The following is a 17,499-nucleotide window of genomic DNA, read 5'->3' on the forward strand; positions in this document are numbered from 1 at the left end:
TCCAGATATTATGAAAAAAAGAAAGAAACTGTTTCAGTTTATGTCAGAGAATTTACAGAATTCTTTCCTGTGGCACGAGACTAAATTAGAGCTAGCATGATCTAAAACAAATAATAGATTAATAAATAATTGCGTTGGATTATATTGTTTAAATTACGTTTTTCAGGTGTTATGTACTGGTTTTGTTGTTTTTAAAGAAACGAAAATATGAACAATTTGTCGAATAAAAATCGTACGAAATGATTAAAAAGTGGGAAAAGCGATAGTTCGAGCTAGATCACGTTAAAGGGGCTTGATTGAACAAAAAAGCTCCGAATGAACGGAGCTTTTGTTTTGACGTCTTTATATTGAAGCGCGAGTTACACGTTATGCGTAGCGTCGCACTAAGAGGTTCCAACTGCGTTGTTGACGTTCAAATTCTTCCTTAATTTGTTCGTATTTCAGCTTTGATACTGAGCGTTCGTACTTTTTCACTACGGTTGCTGTTTTCTCACCAAGCACTTCTTTTCGTGCTTCATAATATTCTTGCATGTGGTGTACGAGTGCATCGAATTCCTGCTGAAGTTGGTCACGAATCGATTGGCTATTTGGTTTCGTTTCTAACTTTTCTTTTGCCTTTTTCAATAACTGAGTTGCGCGCGCTTTTTCGATACGGAAAGTCGATGTCGTACGAAGTTTGGTGGTTAACCCAAGCCAAGAGCATGATTTGATCAACCATTTAGTCGGGTCGTAATGCCACCAGTACACACCATTTCGGTAATCGTTCTCAAAGATGTGATGGAAGTTATGGTAACCCTCACCAAAAGTGAAGAAGGCTAATATGCCATTATCACGAGCGGTGTTTTTGTCGGTGAAAGTCTGTTTACCCCAGACATGCGCCAACGAATTGATAAAGAAAGTGGTGTGATGGCTCAAGAACAGGCGAGCGGCACCAACGATCAGGAACATTCCCCAGATATCACCATAGATAAGACCTAGTGCAAGAGGGAAGCCAATATTAGTCGCAATGGCTAAAGGAACGTAATACTTGTGCTGCCATGCAACGATCTTGTCTCGCTTCAAATCACGACAGTTTGTGTACTCGTTCTCTTTTGACTTGTTGTAATCGCGAAGCATCCAACCAATATGCGAATACCAAAAACCGCGTTTCGCTGAATACGGGTCTTTGTCATTGTCATCCACATGTTTGTGGTGAACACGATGATCAGAAGACCAATGCATTGCACTGTTTTGAAGAGAGAAAGCACCACCGATGGCAAAGATGAATCGTAAAACTGGGTGGGCTTCATAGGTTTTGTGGCTCCACAAACGGTGATAACCCGCGGTAATGGAGAGATTGGTAAAACTAAAGGCGATGATACCCCAGATCAGATGTTCCCAACCTAATCCGTAGTGGTATGCATACCAAGGCAATACAACAAAAGTCAGAATAAAACTGGCAGAAAATATCAATAGATTCAACCAGATAATGGGCGGTTTATTATGCGTCACGATGTGTCCCTAACTTTGAGCTAACAACTGTTCGCTAGAATATCAGCGTACACGTGTAAGTCAAACTAAAGTTAGGCGACTTTGTTTCGAGTTGTGACAGTTCTATCGCTAAGGCCAAACTCGCAATAATCTGGTGTAGTCAGTGGGATTTTTTGCTTTTAAACGAATAATGAGTAGTATTAATCAATGAGCTGTGGCTATAGATTTGTAAAATCTGCCAAAAATATGTAGTTAAAGAGGTGGAAAATGCCAAAGCTCGTTAGAGAAGCAATAAAAGAACATAGGAATACGTAATGGAATTACGATTAGCGGAATATAAGGATTATGAACGCATCGCGCAGTTGCACGTGGACAGTTGGAAGCGTCACTACCGTGGTATGCTAAGTGATGGTTATCTTGATAGCGAAGCCATCGACGATAAATTGTTGATTTGGCAAACTCGCTTAACCAACCCACCATTTAACCAGCATGTGGTGTTAGCCGAAGAGGGCGGGCTTCTTCTTGGTTTTGTTTGTGTGTTTGGGAATCATGATTTTGAACGCGGCAGTTTTATTGAAGCGCTTCATGTGGATGACAGTTATCGCGGTCGCGGGATCGGGAAGCAACTCCTATTAGCGGTTGCAGAATGGCAACAACAATATTTTAAAGATAGTGGTTTGTACCTTGAAGTGATTTCTCAAAATGAACCAGCAATCCAGTTCTATCAGCATATTGGTGGACAAGAATGCCAAGAACGCAACTGGAAAGCGCTGGGTGGTGGTGAAGTCCTTGAGAAAGTGTTCCGTTGGTCAAATGCACAATCACTGGTTAATGGCATAGAAGAAAACGTGGTTTACTCGTAACGGTTGTAACCAGAAACCTAATTCAGGAAAGAGCAGCGACGTGCTGCTCTTTTTAGTTCGTGCCGTTCTAAAAGCGTAATCCCATCGCTTTTAGTTCATGTTCACATTGTTCTGCGTGTTTAAATTGAATTGCCGCTAACCCTACCGCTCGTGCCCCTTCAGCGTTATAAGGCATATCATCAAGGAACACGGTTTCTTGCGCGAGGAGTTGATGGGTTTCCAACAAGCTTTGATAAATCTCTGGCTGAGGCTTTAACAATCCCAGCTCTGCTGATACCGTCGCGCCTTCAAATAGTGGCCAAAAGTCGTAAGTGGCTTTTAGAAATTCAACGATCTCTACCACGTTGTCGGTCAGTGCAAACACGTTATATCCTGCGGCTTTGATGCGTTTAAGAAGCTCGACACTGCCATACATCAGTAATTGAGTGTGTTTCACGTAGTAAAAGAAACGTTCGACTTCGCTATCTGAAAGTGCTTTTTCCGATTGATATCGCTGTTTAGCTTGTGCTTCAGTAATAAGCCCTTTGTTCAAGTCTAACCAGATAGTGCTCATAAACAAGTCTTTGGCTAACGCCTCGGCGTCGACATCATTGCCAAATGTCAGCCTTACAATTTCTAATGGCGACCATCTCACCAACACATTACCCACATCGAATACGACATTTTTTTATTGCTATTGATTGCATAGGTGCCCTTGTTTGATAAGTTGAATAGGAGAGAGAGGGTTGCTTCGCTGTGTGTATGTTGCACGGCATTCATGTACAAGGCTTTGCGTTACATCCCATTTTCTGTTGAATTAACAATCAAATTTGCCTAATTATTAGTTTTGTGAATATAAAGCGCTGAATTTAAAGTAGAGCGTCGCGAAATATTTGATTAATGTCTCACTGCTTATGTGCGTTAACTAATATATAATTGGAAAGCAAATATAAACAAAACAATGCAAAACACAAAATCAGTAAACGCTAGGCTCAGTAGATAAAGTAAATATGGACGCGATTCGCAAAGTATATCAGTACGCAGAACCCAATCTTACCCTTGTAGGATGGATGGGTTTTGTCGGCTTTCCAATTTACTACGTGGTCTGGGCATTTATGTTCCCACAACCATACGAAAACTTGCCACTTCGTGTCCTTTGCTCAATTTTATTCTTCGGTATCATTTATCGTAACCGTGTGCCATTTGAATGGCGTCGGTTTTTACCCGCTTATTATCAAGTCGCCATAACGCTCTGCTTACCTTGTTTCTTCTTTTACATGTTGCTGATGAACAACTGGTCGAATGTATGGGTGATGTCGTTTATGTCGGCGATATTTCTTCATATTCTGCTCGTCCATATCACTTGGGTGATGTTTGCTCAGACCTTTGCCGGTATTGGGCTTGCGACATTCTTCGCTTGGATAGCTCAAGGGTTCCACCTCGAACTCACAATGGATTGGACGCATGTGCCAATCTTCTTGTTTATCTATCTGTTCGGTAACTTGTTCTACTTCAGAAATCAGGTTGAGCACGAAGCAAAAGTATCCTTGGCGAAATCTTTTGGTGCCGGCATTGCACATGAGATGCGAAACCCATTGAGCGGTTTGCTGACTTCTATTGATGTTATTCAATCGGTTCTGCCAAACCCAAAAGAGGGTAAGAAGGCGCAATACACGTTAAGCGATGAAGACGTGACACTGTTACGAGAAGTTAGCAGTGACGCGATGAAGATCATCCACTCAGGGAATGAAACCATTGATTTGCTGCTTACTTCAATTGATGAGAACCGTGTATCTCGCTCAACATTCAAAAAGCATTCAGCACAAACCGTTGTCGAGAGTGCGATCGAAAGTTTCAGTTACAAACGTTCCACCGACCGTTTCGCGATCTCTTTAGACGTAAGAAGCGAGTTCGATTTCTTGGGCAGCGATACGTTGCTTAAGTATGTGATGTACAACTTATTCAAGAATGCGTTCCATCATCGTAGTTCCGAAGATTTCCATATTCACGTCACCATGTATAGCGATGAGTTCACTAACCAAATCGTGGTGACGGATAATGGTTCGGGCATTTCTCCGGATGTACTTCAGAGTATTTTCCAAGACTTTTATACCACGGGTAAATCCGGAAACTACGGTCTTGGTTTGCCTTTCTGTAAGAAAGTGATGCGCTCGTTTGGTGGCGATATCCGTTGTCAGTCGGAAGTTGGCGAGTGGTCACAATTTACCATGACGTTCCCAACCATTGGCTCAAACGCAGTCAAAGAGATTAAGAGTGAATTAACGAAGCTAAAAACGATTTTGTTTGTGAGTGAGCAAAACATTTTAGTCTCGAAAGTAACTGATATTGCGCGCTTTATGGGATTCGAACTCACGGTACTTGATGTGCCGGCGATGATGAAGAAGAAAGAGTATGAATTCGAGTTTGATTTAATACTGATCGACATGGAAAGCTTAGACGTGCGAGGGAGTCACCTTGATAAAGTTGAATCTTTGCTCTCTTTTACTGAAGCACGAATCGTGTATCTCTTTGAGCACCATCCAATTCAACGCGCAAGAAACGTGTCTTTCGAACCGATTTGGGTAGAAACCCAAGCATGGCTGCTGAATACCAGAGCAACCATCGACCGTCTTCTCTATGATGCAAACTACGTAGTGCCAGTGATGCCGGTGAAACCTCTGGATTCGACAAACAAGCGCACCATTATGGTGGTGGACGACAACGAGTCTTTACGCAAGTTTACGGCTATGTTGCTTGAGAAGCAGGGCTTTGACGTGATTCAGAAAGAAGATGGTCAGCAAGCAATCAATGCGTTAGATGCGAACGATGTCGATTTGATTTTAATGGACATTGAAATGCCAGTGATGGATGGTGTGGAGGCGTCTCGTCGAATTCGAGGTTCAAATAAGGCGTATTCAACGGTGCCTATCATTGCGCATACTGGCGACAGTTCACCGATTACACTAGATAAGATTGGCTCATCGGGGATGTCGGATTTCATCGTGAAACCCGCCGACAAGAACAGACTGTTCGACAAGATTGCTAATTGGATTTAACCCAGCGTTCTTAACCTAGTCATCTTAATTCCTCGTATTGTTAACCCAGTATCACCACGGGGAAGCAAAAGGTCATAATAGAGCTCAGCATAACGCTGAGCTCTTTGTTTTTCGGCAGTCACAAGCTTCCATTCAAACGTGCCGTTTATGATCTGTTAAACAAACTCTAGTTCTGGATGGTTATACGCTTCCTGACAAGCGGTCAGCACATGGTCAATGTCGCGAGACGTCATGTCGGCGTTGATTGAGAAGCGAATAATGTTTTTATTCTTTCCCGTTGCCGGGCGACAAAATACAGCGCCAAAGACATTACGTTCTTCCAAGAAGTCACGTACTCGCTCGGTATTACGCTCGCTACCGCACTCTAACGCGATAATCTGTGATTCGCTGCGGATATTGAAACCAATCTGCTTAAGGCCCGTTCTGAGCTCTTTAGCGCGATTGAACAGCATGGTTCGTTTATCATCGGCGTCTTTAATCACTTCGAGCGTTTTCTCCAGTCGAATGACTTCTTGTGGCAGAACCGTTGAACTAAAAATGGCCGGGAACGCAACAAATGGCAACGTTCGCGCCAGTTTTTCCGGGCCGAGAATCGCTCCTGCTCGATAAGCAAAGGTTTTTGCCAGACTGACAGTAATGAAATCTACTTGATCAGTGAGTTCCAACGCTTTTACCAAGCCGGAGCCGTTAGGCCCGTGTGTTCCTAACGAGTGGGATTCATCCACCACTAAAGCACAATCAAACTCACGCGCCATTTCGTAGATGTCGTGGAGTGGGGCGATCGTGCCTATCGTGCTATAGACCGAATCTATCACGATAACACCTGAGCCATGACGCTGGATCTGCTTGCGCAAGTGGTTCATGTTGTTGTGCATGAACGGATGCGCTTGTGCTCCTGCGGCCCTAATACCTTCCCACAATGACATATGCGCAAAGAAGTCGATATAGACCGGCGTTTCAGGTGGACAAATGGTCTGCAACAATCCTATATTCGCAGCCCATCCCGATTGGGAAAGCAAGCAACTCCCCATGCCGACGTAATCCGCAAGCTGCGTTTCAAATACAGGCTTCGAATCATCATCTTGCAAGAAAATCGCAGACATAACGACGTTATCATCATGCTCAGATATAGCATCTCGGTGAGCTTTTTGAATCTGTTGGTTATGAGATAGCGATAAGTAATCGTTACTCTGCATGACCACAGCGTCGGGTTGCGGTCGTTTCCCTAATACCAAGTGCTTTTGGTTCTCGTTCTGCTCAATCAGATCTTGAATATAAAAGTCCAGGCGTTCCTCAACAAAAGAAGGAAGTCGTTTCGTTTTTAGTTTATCACTCATAATAAGTTCTCTTCGTAATACAGAAAAACGCCAGCGCTGACAGTTATATAGTTTGACTAATATGAGTGAGGTGTCATTAGTCAAGTTGCATAAGTTTGCGTGCGCCTGCAAACTCGGCATTTAAGGGTTGGGTGAGCTTTGTAACTCCTTACCATTCGGGGGTCTAACTAAGATCGCGCTTAAAAAATAACCGTTAAAACACATAATTAATATTTATGAATTTGTTCGACTTTTCCTACAAAATTTAACTGGAGGGCAAATTGTTAGGGGATGAGGGTAGCGGTACGTTTAGTGGTTTTCATTCCATAAATAATGAGAAAAGCGTCGCTCTTTTGCACTGCAATGAAAAAAATTTAAGCATAAAAAAAGGCACGTGTATCACGTGCCTTTGGAAGGAAGTTAAGAGGGGAATTATCGCTTGTTACGAAGGTAACGCTTACGACGTTCTTCTTTGCGTTTTGCTTTTTCTTCTTCTTTACGAGCGGTTTCAATCTCTACTTCAATCAATTCTTGAGTGATCATCTCAGGCAGTTCAAGAGTGATTTGTCCCAATGTGCCTTGACGAAGTTCATGAAGAAGGATCTCAGACACTTTGTGAAGGTCTACTCGTCCGCCGGCACGTAATGCACCGCGGCGGCGACCGATCTCTTCCATCATCTCGATATCCGATTGTGGCAGTTCGTCGATTTGGTAGCGCTCTTTTAGCTTTTCAGGGTAGTGAGCCGCTAGGTATTCCACCGTGTAGAACGCGACTTCATCGTATTCCATTGCAGTGTCCTTTACCGCGCCGGTTGCAGCAAGACGGAAGCCACTGTGTGGGTTTTCTACTTTTGGCCATAGAATCCCCGGAGTGTCAGAAAGAACGATACCATTTTGAAGGTTAATACGTTGCTGACGACGTGTAACCGCTGGTTGGTTACCCGTCACTGCGATAGTTCGGCCGGCCAACGCATTGATAATGGTGGATTTACCAACGTTTGGAATACCCATGATCATGGTACGAATGTTCTTGCCAATTTCTTCACGATGCGGGGCAAGTTTACGTACCAACTCCATAATTTTTAGGACTTCAGCCTGTTGAGAGGTGGTAATAGCAATCGCTTTTACGTTGTGCTCTTTCTCGAAGTGGTCAATCCAAACTTGAGTTAATTCCGGGTCCGCAAGATCACGTTTGTTAAGCACTTTTACTACTGGCTTATCGCCCTTGAGCTCCGCGATCATAGGGTTTTCACTACTAAAAGGGATACGAGCATCAAGCACTTCAATAATGACATCGATTTGAGGGATCGCTTCTGCAATCTCTTTTTGTGCTTTATGCATGTGGCCCGGGAACCACTGGATAGAGTTGTTAACCATTTGAAAAATCGCCTTATTGTTTCATGGTTATGCTGGTGGGCTACTTAGCTTAGTTACATCACTTATGGGGATGTTTAGGGAGTGGGGCAATCATCACCACTCGTTACCACTGCAGCGAGTCATGTGAGGATCTTAACACTTTATTGAGAGAGCGGAAATGTTAGAGCAGACTGACAGAGAGATATTTAGGTGCTTAAGCCCTGTTTTAGCGGCAATGCGGTTACTTTCAAGTCGAACGGGGTTTTCTTTCAAGCGCAATCAGCTCATTGTGACGTAGAAAACTATGCCGCAATGAGCTGAATTAGAATAGACAAGAGGGCGTTAAGAGGCGGAGTCGAGTAGTACGTTGATCAGTTCTTCGCGCTCAGTTCTTGCGGCTAACATCATTTGCATGTTCACCGGTGGAGCAGGGTTAGTGCGGATGTAACGAGCGTAATCAACAGGCACACCATCCACAATTAATTCTAAGTGCAGGTGAGGGCCTGTTGTTCTTCCCGTATTACCAGTTCGGCCGATGGTTTGTCCTTTCGTTACGTGGTCACCCACACGAACATCGCTACGAGACAGGTGTAAGTAACGAGACATGGAACCGTTGGTGTGGCGGATATTAATGTAATTACCGGCAAAACGATTGTAGCGTGACTTCACGACGACACCATCTGCAATACTCTGTATTGGTGTTCCAATTGGGACGGCGTAATCAGTACCTAAGTGTGGTGCAATTAAACCTGTTACTGGATGTTTTCGCTTCAAATTAAAACCAGAGCTAACTTTGTACTTTTTTGCTAGTGGAAATGAATAATATGGCTTTCGAATTAACTTATTGCCATATTCATCGTAAGCGTTGTTGTCGCCATCGTTAATAACAAAGAAGTCTCTTTTACTACCGGAATAGTAAAAAGAACTGATGTATTTTTCATTATAACTATTTGTTCGGGTTTTTATTGAGAACTTGTCGCCTTTTCTTACTGAACCAATAATGTCGAATTCATTTTCGATTAATTTTATCAAAGATTTTATCTCTCGCTGAGATAATCCTGCATTAATCAAAGAAGTCACGAAAGAGTAATCGATCACGCCTGTGGTGATCTTGGATCGCTGAAAGTACGTCTCGTAGATGTGTTCGATGTTACTGTGGATTATTTTATTAGAAACAATAGCTTGAGGTTTTTTTGTGACTACGCTTGGTTGCTCTTCAGGAGTAAGTAGATGATGAGTAAAAGACACGCCGGCAATGATGACGAATGCAATGAGCACAAGGGGTAGAGCAATGTTTTGTGTATGTTGTCTTAATATTAAACTTGTCATTAAATCGAAATTATGCTTAAAGGCGAAAAATTGAGGGGAGTATAATATTTAAAATAAAATCTTACACGCCGTTATAGTCAATTCCTGTGTTTTTACTAATTAAATAACGATAGATGTGAAGTAGCGCTGCTAAAGAGGTTTAAAACTACCTATTTTCTTAGCGTTTATGTTTGATTTTATGGTTATTTTGTCACGTTGAGAAAATCCTAGACAATAATATAATCGCGGCAAAATATACTCTGCCAAATTACTATGTTCACTAAAAATACGCTAAAACCAACGTTAGGTCTCATGGCTGCTTCACTTTTATTGAGTGCATGTGGCGGTGGGGATGGTGGTGACAATACACCGCCAGCTAGGAATACAGGAAGCATCTCAGGTAACGTTTTTGACGCTCCGGTCAATGGCGCCAAGATCGAGGTGTTTGAATACAAGGATGGAAAAGTCGGCAGATTGCTTGCAAGCACGACTTCTGATGCCTTTGGTGATTACAAGCTTGAATTCGAATCCTCTTCGATGCCTTTGTATGTCGTCGCGCAGCAAGGTAGCTACACCGATCCTCTCACTAAAGAAATTGTGTCATCGAGTGCGGGTAAGACTTTGCGCCTAGAAGGGGTAGTGAATTTTAGTGAAGGTAGTGATCAGAAACTAATGCTCACACCACTGACTAATATCGTTTCTGGTTTAGCTAAGTATAAGATTTCCGGTGGGGAATCTGGCTCAGATGCGGTCTCTGAAGCCTTAGATAGTATCAATGGGATGTACGGGTTCAATGTCAATGAAACCACTCCGATTGACATAACGAAAGGTGGTCAAAGTAGCTTTGCCACTCCTGGTCACCAATACGGAGCTTTGCTAACAGCATACTCTTCGTTTTCTTATGACCTTATTAAAAAATACGGTCAGTCTGAAGATAACGTCTATACCTCGATGCATTTCGCTGACATTCAATTTCGTGATGTCATCGCTGATGGTCTTCTAGACGGCTTAGAAATCAGTGACTCGACAGGTGCAGTGACGCCGCTTACGTTTGGTCAGCAGAGAATTACCAGCGACGTTTACACTCAAGATCTTTCTCAACACGTATTGATTGTAGTGAACGACCCAGAGCTTAACATCTCAGGTACGGATGCTGATGATTACGTTGCTTTTAGTCAAAAAATTAATGATTTGGGAAGCCATGGTACGACCGATGGTGTTATTCCACCACGCGATGAAACCGAAATCGATACAACACCACCAACCGTAACGCGCACCGATAGTGATATATTAGCAAGAACAGATAGCGTAGATATCAGACTCAACGACGATATCGGTGTTCAATCTGTTTCTGCTTATGTGCAATACCAATTACATGGTGCTTGGTCAAGCGAATTCAAATGTAACGACCAACAGACTTCTGGCAGTGAGTTTTGTTCGGTAGACGCAAGCGGATTTGAAGTTGGTGTTCGTGAAACAAACATCAAAGTAAGTGTCGATACAAAAGCTATTGATGCCGTTGAGGTTGACTCAGACACTGGCCTTTCTAATGTGACTGCTGCTCGTTTGGTGTTTTACACGGCAGACGTTTTAGGCAATGAACTTGTTCCTGGTAGCAATTCTGGCCATTACGTAAATTTCGAGTGGGATAATGACGCACCAGTCATTTCTGTTACTTCTGCAAGCGCTATCAACAACGAACTTCAAGAGTACGTATTAAAAGGCATAGTAAAAGAAGCGTCTCAAGACATAAAGTCTGTCAGCGTTTCATTTAAAAGCGGGCTCCCAGAAGATGTGGCTTGTACTCCTGTAACGGCAGAGTCGGGCAGTGCTTGTGAATTTAGTAAAGCCTATTCGACGGACGAATTCTTATCTACGACTACGTTCGATGTTAAGGCCACTGACACCAAAGACAACGTCGGTGAATACCAGCATGCAGTAAGCCGTGACGATCAAGCTCCTGCTCAGATCATTACGTACCCTGAAGGGACATCGATGAACTACGTTAATGTGACCGTCGATGGAGAAAGGTCTACGTACGAAGGGGTTTACACGCAAGATACTTATACATCAGACAATGTTCAGTCGAGTAGAGACTACTTGAAGATCGATTATGTCTATGCTGCTTCTGGCTTGAAATCAATTGATGGCGTTGATTTCGCGAACTTTAACGTTAACCTGTTAAAACAGAATAAGATCCCTTACGTACGAGTTCGAGTTTCCGATGTGAACTCTGATACTGTGTTGGGCTCAAGTGCCGACAAGCTCAAACTAGTCGTGAAGTACTACGTAAGCCAAAACAATGACAACAACTACGCATTTCAAAACACAACACAAACCGTAGCATCGACGGACACTATCACCGCGAGTATCCCTCACGAAACTATTTTAGATAGCGAAGGCAGAGTTGATGAAGTTATTTACTACGTTCCCTTCGTAAAAGAGGTACTTGGTGATGGTTTTAAAAACGTTTCAGAAAACGCCAGTCAGAAACTGGTAATTCAAACCATCGACGAGTCCGACAATGAAAGTGCGACTCAAGAAGTTTACTTCCGGAGCAGTTTTGACCTACCTACGATGACGGTTGTGACCCCTTTCATTGGGGCACGTGTGCAATTAGAAGGTTTGAACCCAAATGGTGAATTCACTTCTCTAGCAAGTTGTACCACTATTCAGCAGCCAGAAAGTGATCAAACTAGCGCGCTTGATGTGGCTTCGTGTGAGACCACGACGGACGTTGTCAATTACGATTTCATGCGCGTACGTTTAATTGGCGTTGAAGGGACGGATCCTCATTATTACCAATGGAAAGACGATGAAGGCGCCAAAGCGAGCGTTATTCTAAACGATGCCAATATCGGCGCATATTTTGAACTTGACGGTTCGAATACGTATTACGTGACTGAGCTTGCCACTTACCAGACAGGTTTGTTTGATTACCGTTGGAATCAGGTAGAAGCTGGTGACAAAACGTCAGAACGCGCCTCGCAAATTCTTACGGATGTGAAATACGCGCTAGCTGGCGGTAATGATTCATTCTTCGGATTCGATCCAACCGTTACGGCTTACGCTACAAACGAGATGCTGAAGGAGCCAATTCCTAGCGATCTCTCTAACGACTACCTGCATCGTTTTCTTGTTGAAGCAATTGATGACTTAGCTCAGGACACACCTCGTAATAACTCTTCTGATTTCGCCTCCGCTATTTATGACGATCTTAGCTACGATGGTAAAGCAAACGGAATTGGTGCTGGTGGGAATCAAATCAAATTGGATGATTACGAATTCGACTCTGATACCTACCGCAAAGATCTTGCTCAGTCTTACTACGATATCATGACTGAAAAATACGGCATCCCGGATAATATTGCTCAGCTTTATGCCGATGATATTTCTACGGCTAATCCTAAACTTGGCGAAGACAATATCTTTGATAGTGGTGGCGGTAGTATTGATATTTATCCTCCGAAACAAACACTAACAATAGAGACTGGCCGCGAAACCATGGTTGGCAACAAGCGCTATGTCGCAGGTGAAGTGGTATCTAGAGTAGTGTTAGAAGATCCATCTGGGGTTGTAGAGGAAGGTGACCAAGCCCCGAAATTCCAAAGTATGTGGTATGCCACCGATGACCCCAATACTGCTATTCCATCGGAACTTCAACCACAAGAATCTGGCGATAGCGATAAATTTAGAAAAGAGTACTTCTTTACCTTAAATACAGAATCAACAGATCTCACCGATATCATCGAGTTTGCACTGGAGACAACAGCATTCGATACCAAAGGTAATGGATATACTGAGGCCGAGCCTCTTGTAGAGCGTTTGTATGTAGATAATGACTATCCGGAGGCGAGTTACATTCCTCCTATAGGTCCAGATAAAAACCCTATCGGGGAAGATGTTTACTTGAACGCGAATTCTGTGCATGAATTAACCTTCAAAGTCGAAGATGTAGTTGGTGACCAATTAGACAAAAGAAGCTTGTCATTTGTGAACTATTCGAACAACGCGACCGTTGAATACTCGAGCGAGCAGTTCGCTAGCAATCAACAAGATGCTTTTGTTGTAAAACTTTGTACAGGAGTACTTTGTGAAAGCCAAGGCAAAGTTATCTATCCTGGCGATGGTAACTGGAAAGTTAATGTTAATGCTGAAGATAACCTAGGAAACCTAGTTAACCAGCAAACTGTGAATGTGCCTAAATTCGACATACTAATTGACTCGGAAGCACCTGCAGTAAACGGTGGGGTAATTGACCAACGGTTGGGAGGGAACTCAGCGTGGGTTCCTGATATTGACGCCGGTGACTTAAGTCCACTGAGTGAAGTACAAGTGGATATGAAAACTCAGTTTGGTAAGCGTTTTACGTTACAGCATTATGAAACTGAACCAGTTGAGAGTGAAGAGCCCTATCTATTTGGTACCCAACCGAATGTAGAGGTACGTCTAGTTGCTGACGCATTTAAATATGAAGAGACAAATACGTTCTATGTCAAGGCGATTGACAGCGCGTATCCTAAAGCGGAAGCAACTGGTGAGTTCATTTTTCAAGTAGATAACAAAGGCCCTGAGATTGAGCTTGCTACTCCTTGGGTGGTTGACAGCAACTCTGGCAAGAGTGGAGTGTTAGGTCCGAACTTTAAAGTTAGCTTAACCTCTGTGAAAGATGATTCAAAAGTGAGCAATGTAGAAATTTGGCAGGTTGGAAGCAGTGAAGCGATACGTTCAATTGAACCTAAAGATCCTGCTCAGCCTTTCGATATTGAGATCAATAGTACTCAAAGTGGCAATATTACGATCGATGAGAACAATAGAGCTGATCTATTTGTTAAAGCGATAGATGAATATGGCTTTTATTCCGATACAGAGGCAAGAAGCATAATCTTGGATCGGGAAGGACCTGACTTACAACTGAATGGGTTTAAGCCTGAAAGTTACTATCGTGGTGATTATGTCTTTACTCTTTATGCTCAAGACTTGAATGAAACAGGTGCGCCATCTACTGAAGGGGTAAACAAAGATACCCTGAAATTCAATAGTTTTATCGACACACCTTCTAATCCCGATACTCAAGTTGAAGAGGATATGAAGGTCAACTTAGGCGGACAAAATGACGGTGATAGCTCTACTAGAACTATAAGACTGAAGGGTGCTGATGTTCGTGGAAATACCACGGAAATAGACTATGAAATTAGGGTTCAAAATAAGCTGCCTACCATAAAGAGTGTGTCGTTTTCTTATGAAGATGGGACAGAGATTACAAATGGATTAATTACACGTAATGATCCGGTGATCATTACCATCGATGCTGAGGACGCAAGTGGCATTCCTCAAGTAGAAGCTACTTATAAGTACGGTGATACAACAAACAGTATACAATTCAGCGAAGAGGAGTCTGGAAAATGGAAAGGCAGGCTAACTTCTGCCGAGCTTTCTAATGACGGTAGCTACGAATTGAAATTTAAAGTGTACAACAATGTTTTATACAACACCGGAGATCGCCCAGTAACTGAAAGATCCGAAACCATAAACGTTCAACGTGAAGGGGTGGTGCTATCAGTTGCTCAACCTGAGAACTTCCAAGCTCATATTTCTAGCAAGACTCTGAGTGTAGTCTTTAATCCAGTTGGTGACGTTAAGGCGAAAACTCTTGAATGCTGGGTCAGAGAAAACTATACGTCGACGGAAGTCCCTGATGATGGCTCAAGTAATGCGTATTCTGGTGTGATCAGCAATCCGCAAGAAAACTACAAGTGCGATGTAACGACAGATGTGAATATGTCCGTAAACCCTGTTGTTCTAATCACCAGAACTGTTGGTCAGAATGATACAGAGACCGTCAGTAAATTCAGCTTCAGCATGATGGATATTGAAGCTCCAACCGCTCAGGAAGATACCTACCAGCTTGATAGCAACAATGTTGGTTTCGATGCTGATGGAAACAAAATCTTAAGTATCACTCTGAACTTTAAAGATAATTTATCCGGAGTGAACACTGAGCTAACTGAGCGTCCTGTACTGGTAAGAAGCAAGTTTAACCTAACGTTTGAGCCGAAAAGTTGTAGTACTAGTGCAGATCTCACTACGTGCACCTATACTGAGCTTTATTCAGACATTATCGCTTCAGGGGTATCAAAGCATCTTTATACTATCAAGAACCTTTCCGATAGAGCAGGTAATGCAGCTCCTGATCATGCGTTAGAGTTGTTGTTGCCGCCACCTGGTTCAGTTCAGATCGAAATCACGAACCCTGAGAACGATAGTATTATCCGAGGTTCAGAACTTTCAATGGACTTCAAAGTGAAGGTTGGGAATAACTCAATCCTAGAAAACCTCATTGCCACAGTGGATGGTCAGTCATATAGCTTAAAAGATAACCCTGATAATTTCTCACGATTTAATGACTGCGGAGATGACTACTCATGCTCTACGTTTAAAGCGCCTCTTAGTGACACTTTAGATGGTCAAGTGATCACTCCGTCCATTCAAGCGCTTGATGTATGGGAGGATTCAAATTCAGCCGATGTTGACGTGATGGTTGATAACAGTAAACCAATAATTGATAGCGATGTTATTGTCAGTGAATCACCTACAGACCCTAGTTTGGTTAGATTCCTGTTTTCTATCAGAGATGAAGGCAGCGGTATCGCTACTGTCAAATATACAACAACGAACCCGAGTCATGTTTTCAACAAAGAGGCAAGTGTGGATAACTCACATCTCTATTTTGAACTTCCGAAAACTGAATTAGAAGGGTTAAGTCAGCTTCGAGTTAGCATCCAAGCTACGGATAAAGTGGGTTGGACTGAAAACCAGACACTCGATATTGATCTGACAGCGCCGACTATTACTCTCTCATTTAATGACATGACTAGCTTGCTGGGAGGCAAGCTAGCATTCACCAAAGAAAGTCAATCGTTCACGATTACGTCTACAGAGGGGGAGCATGTCAAGGCAACTCATTATTCCATTGATATGGTTCCAACTACCGGAGACCCGCTTAACTTCAACGGCAATATTGTGTCGTCAAGCGCGACTGGTACCATGGATTTTGCAATTGATGACCAAGCTGAATACATATACAAAGTGACAGTCACTGACTCAATGGGACGTGCTGTTACAGACTTTAAGCTTTTTAATAAGACTTATGATGCCAAAGGTATCGAATCTGTTGTTGATCATGAGTTACCGGTTATCACTGGTATCACTGCGGATCAAGTTTCTATGACGCCGACGGATGACAAATATAAGTTGGATGTAACTGCTGATGTGACTGATAAAAACTTAAGTTCGGTAACATCAACGGCTGATAATGGTTCGGGTCTACCAGTAGGGCCACAGTCAATCACGGAACCTACTAACGATGGCGACCCTTATGTGTTCCACTACTTATTATCGCCAGGAGATTACACGATAAAAGTAATCGCGTCTGATGCTGTCAGCAATCAAACGGAAAAAACGACAATATACAAAGTAGAAGCAGCAACAGTCCCTGAGCTAACAATATCGACTACAGCAAGCACACCTTTGGCTGGTGGCGTCGAAGTCCCACTTACGTTTACTTTTACTGAAGAAGTCACAGAATTCGATATTTCAGACGTAAAGTTAGATGAGAATAATGGTGGTGAGTTAAAACCTTTATCTTGGAGTACCACTGACAACATAACTTGGACAGTCATATACATAACACCAGAAAGAGAAAATAAAGACATAACCATTCGGGTCGATGATGAGAGCTATAAGAGCATCAACACTATCCCCGGAAAAGGGGATAGTTTGGTTCTGGGGGTCGAAGGTGTGTTACCTACGCTGACTAAAGTAACGTTTGATCCTCTGCATCAAGAAATCGGAAAGGCAGTAGACATTAAGCTTGAGTTTGACAAAGAGTTGCAAGAGGCCACGGCAACATTGGGAACGAACAATGTTACTTCGCTAACGGCTGATCCTGCTGATAAGAAAGTTTGGACCGGAACCGTGAATGTGCCGAACTCACCAGAACTAGGCGTTGACCTAGTGGTGAGCCAATATAAAGACCTAGTAGGTAATGTCGGCGATGACAATACGTCATATGAATTGCCAATTACCCCAACCTTAACCGTTGAAAATATCAGTGATGTTAACGAAACGGGTGCTGAAAGCGTTGCAGTC

At 42.9% G+C, this 17,499-nt stretch carries 8 protein-coding genes; 3 read left to right on the forward strand and 5 right to left on the reverse strand.

All coding sequences use genetic code 11. The features are described from left to right. Positions 1 to 366: 366 nt before the first annotated feature. On the reverse strand, positions 367 to 1,491 hold the full coding sequence (locus VCHENC03_RS24385) for an acyl-CoA desaturase (protein WP_020197465.1): 1,125 nt from the start codon (positions 1,489 to 1,491) through the stop codon (positions 367 to 369). A 293-nt stretch (positions 1,492 to 1,784) separates the two neighbouring features. On the opposite strand from VCHENC03_RS24385, the gene VCHENC03_RS24380 reads away from it, so the two are divergent. Further along, positions 1,785 to 2,333, forward strand: a complete 549-nt coding sequence (locus VCHENC03_RS24380; RefSeq protein ID WP_009704183.1) for a GNAT family N-acetyltransferase — start codon at positions 1,785 to 1,787, stop codon at positions 2,331 to 2,333. A gap of 67 nt (positions 2,334 to 2,400) precedes the next feature. On the opposite strand, the gene VCHENC03_RS24375 is transcribed toward VCHENC03_RS24380, so the two are convergent. Beyond that, positions 2,401 to 2,982, reverse strand: a complete 582-nt coding sequence (locus VCHENC03_RS24375) for an HAD family hydrolase (RefSeq protein ID WP_157620988.1) — start codon at positions 2,980 to 2,982, stop codon at positions 2,401 to 2,403. 340 nt (positions 2,983 to 3,322) lie between these two features. Between VCHENC03_RS24375 and VCHENC03_RS24370 the strand changes: the two genes are divergently transcribed. Beyond that, positions 3,323 to 5,368, forward strand: a complete 2,046-nt coding sequence (locus tag VCHENC03_RS24370) for an ATP-binding response regulator (protein WP_032801937.1) — start codon at positions 3,323 to 3,325, stop codon at positions 5,366 to 5,368. A 155-nt stretch (positions 5,369 to 5,523) separates the two neighbouring features. Here VCHENC03_RS24370 and cqsA read toward each other — a convergent pair whose 3' ends face one another. The 3 genes from cqsA to VCHENC03_RS24355 form a co-directional block, all read right to left on the reverse strand. Beyond that, a complete protein-coding gene (cqsA, locus tag VCHENC03_RS24365; RefSeq protein ID WP_083481778.1) occupies positions 5,524 to 6,825 on the reverse strand; it encodes an alpha-hydroxyketone-type quorum-sensing autoinducer synthase in 1,302 nt (433 codons plus the stop codon). Between the two features lie 291 nt (positions 6,826 to 7,116). After that, positions 7,117 to 8,061, reverse strand: coding sequence for a ribosome biogenesis GTPase YlqF (gene ylqF, locus VCHENC03_RS24360; protein WP_009704187.1), 945 nt, complete (start codon positions 8,059 to 8,061; stop codon positions 7,117 to 7,119). 321 nt (positions 8,062 to 8,382) lie between these two features. Next, the gene (locus tag VCHENC03_RS24355) at positions 8,383 to 9,369 is read right to left on the reverse strand and encodes a peptidoglycan DD-metalloendopeptidase family protein (RefSeq protein WP_009704188.1); all 987 of its coding nucleotides are present in this window, start codon (positions 9,367 to 9,369) and stop codon (positions 8,383 to 8,385) included. A 291-nt stretch (positions 9,370 to 9,660) separates the two neighbouring features. Here VCHENC03_RS24355 and VCHENC03_RS24350 point away from each other — a divergent pair. Then, a partial coding sequence (locus tag VCHENC03_RS24350; RefSeq protein ID WP_032801938.1) for an Ig-like domain-containing protein occupies positions 9,661 to 17,499 on the forward strand: 7,839 nt, incomplete at its 3' end.

Origin of the sequence: Vibrio sp. HENC-03, assembly GCF_000305755.2 — a bacterium.
Lineage (GTDB): Bacteria > Pseudomonadota > Gammaproteobacteria > Enterobacterales > Vibrionaceae > Vibrio > Vibrio owensii.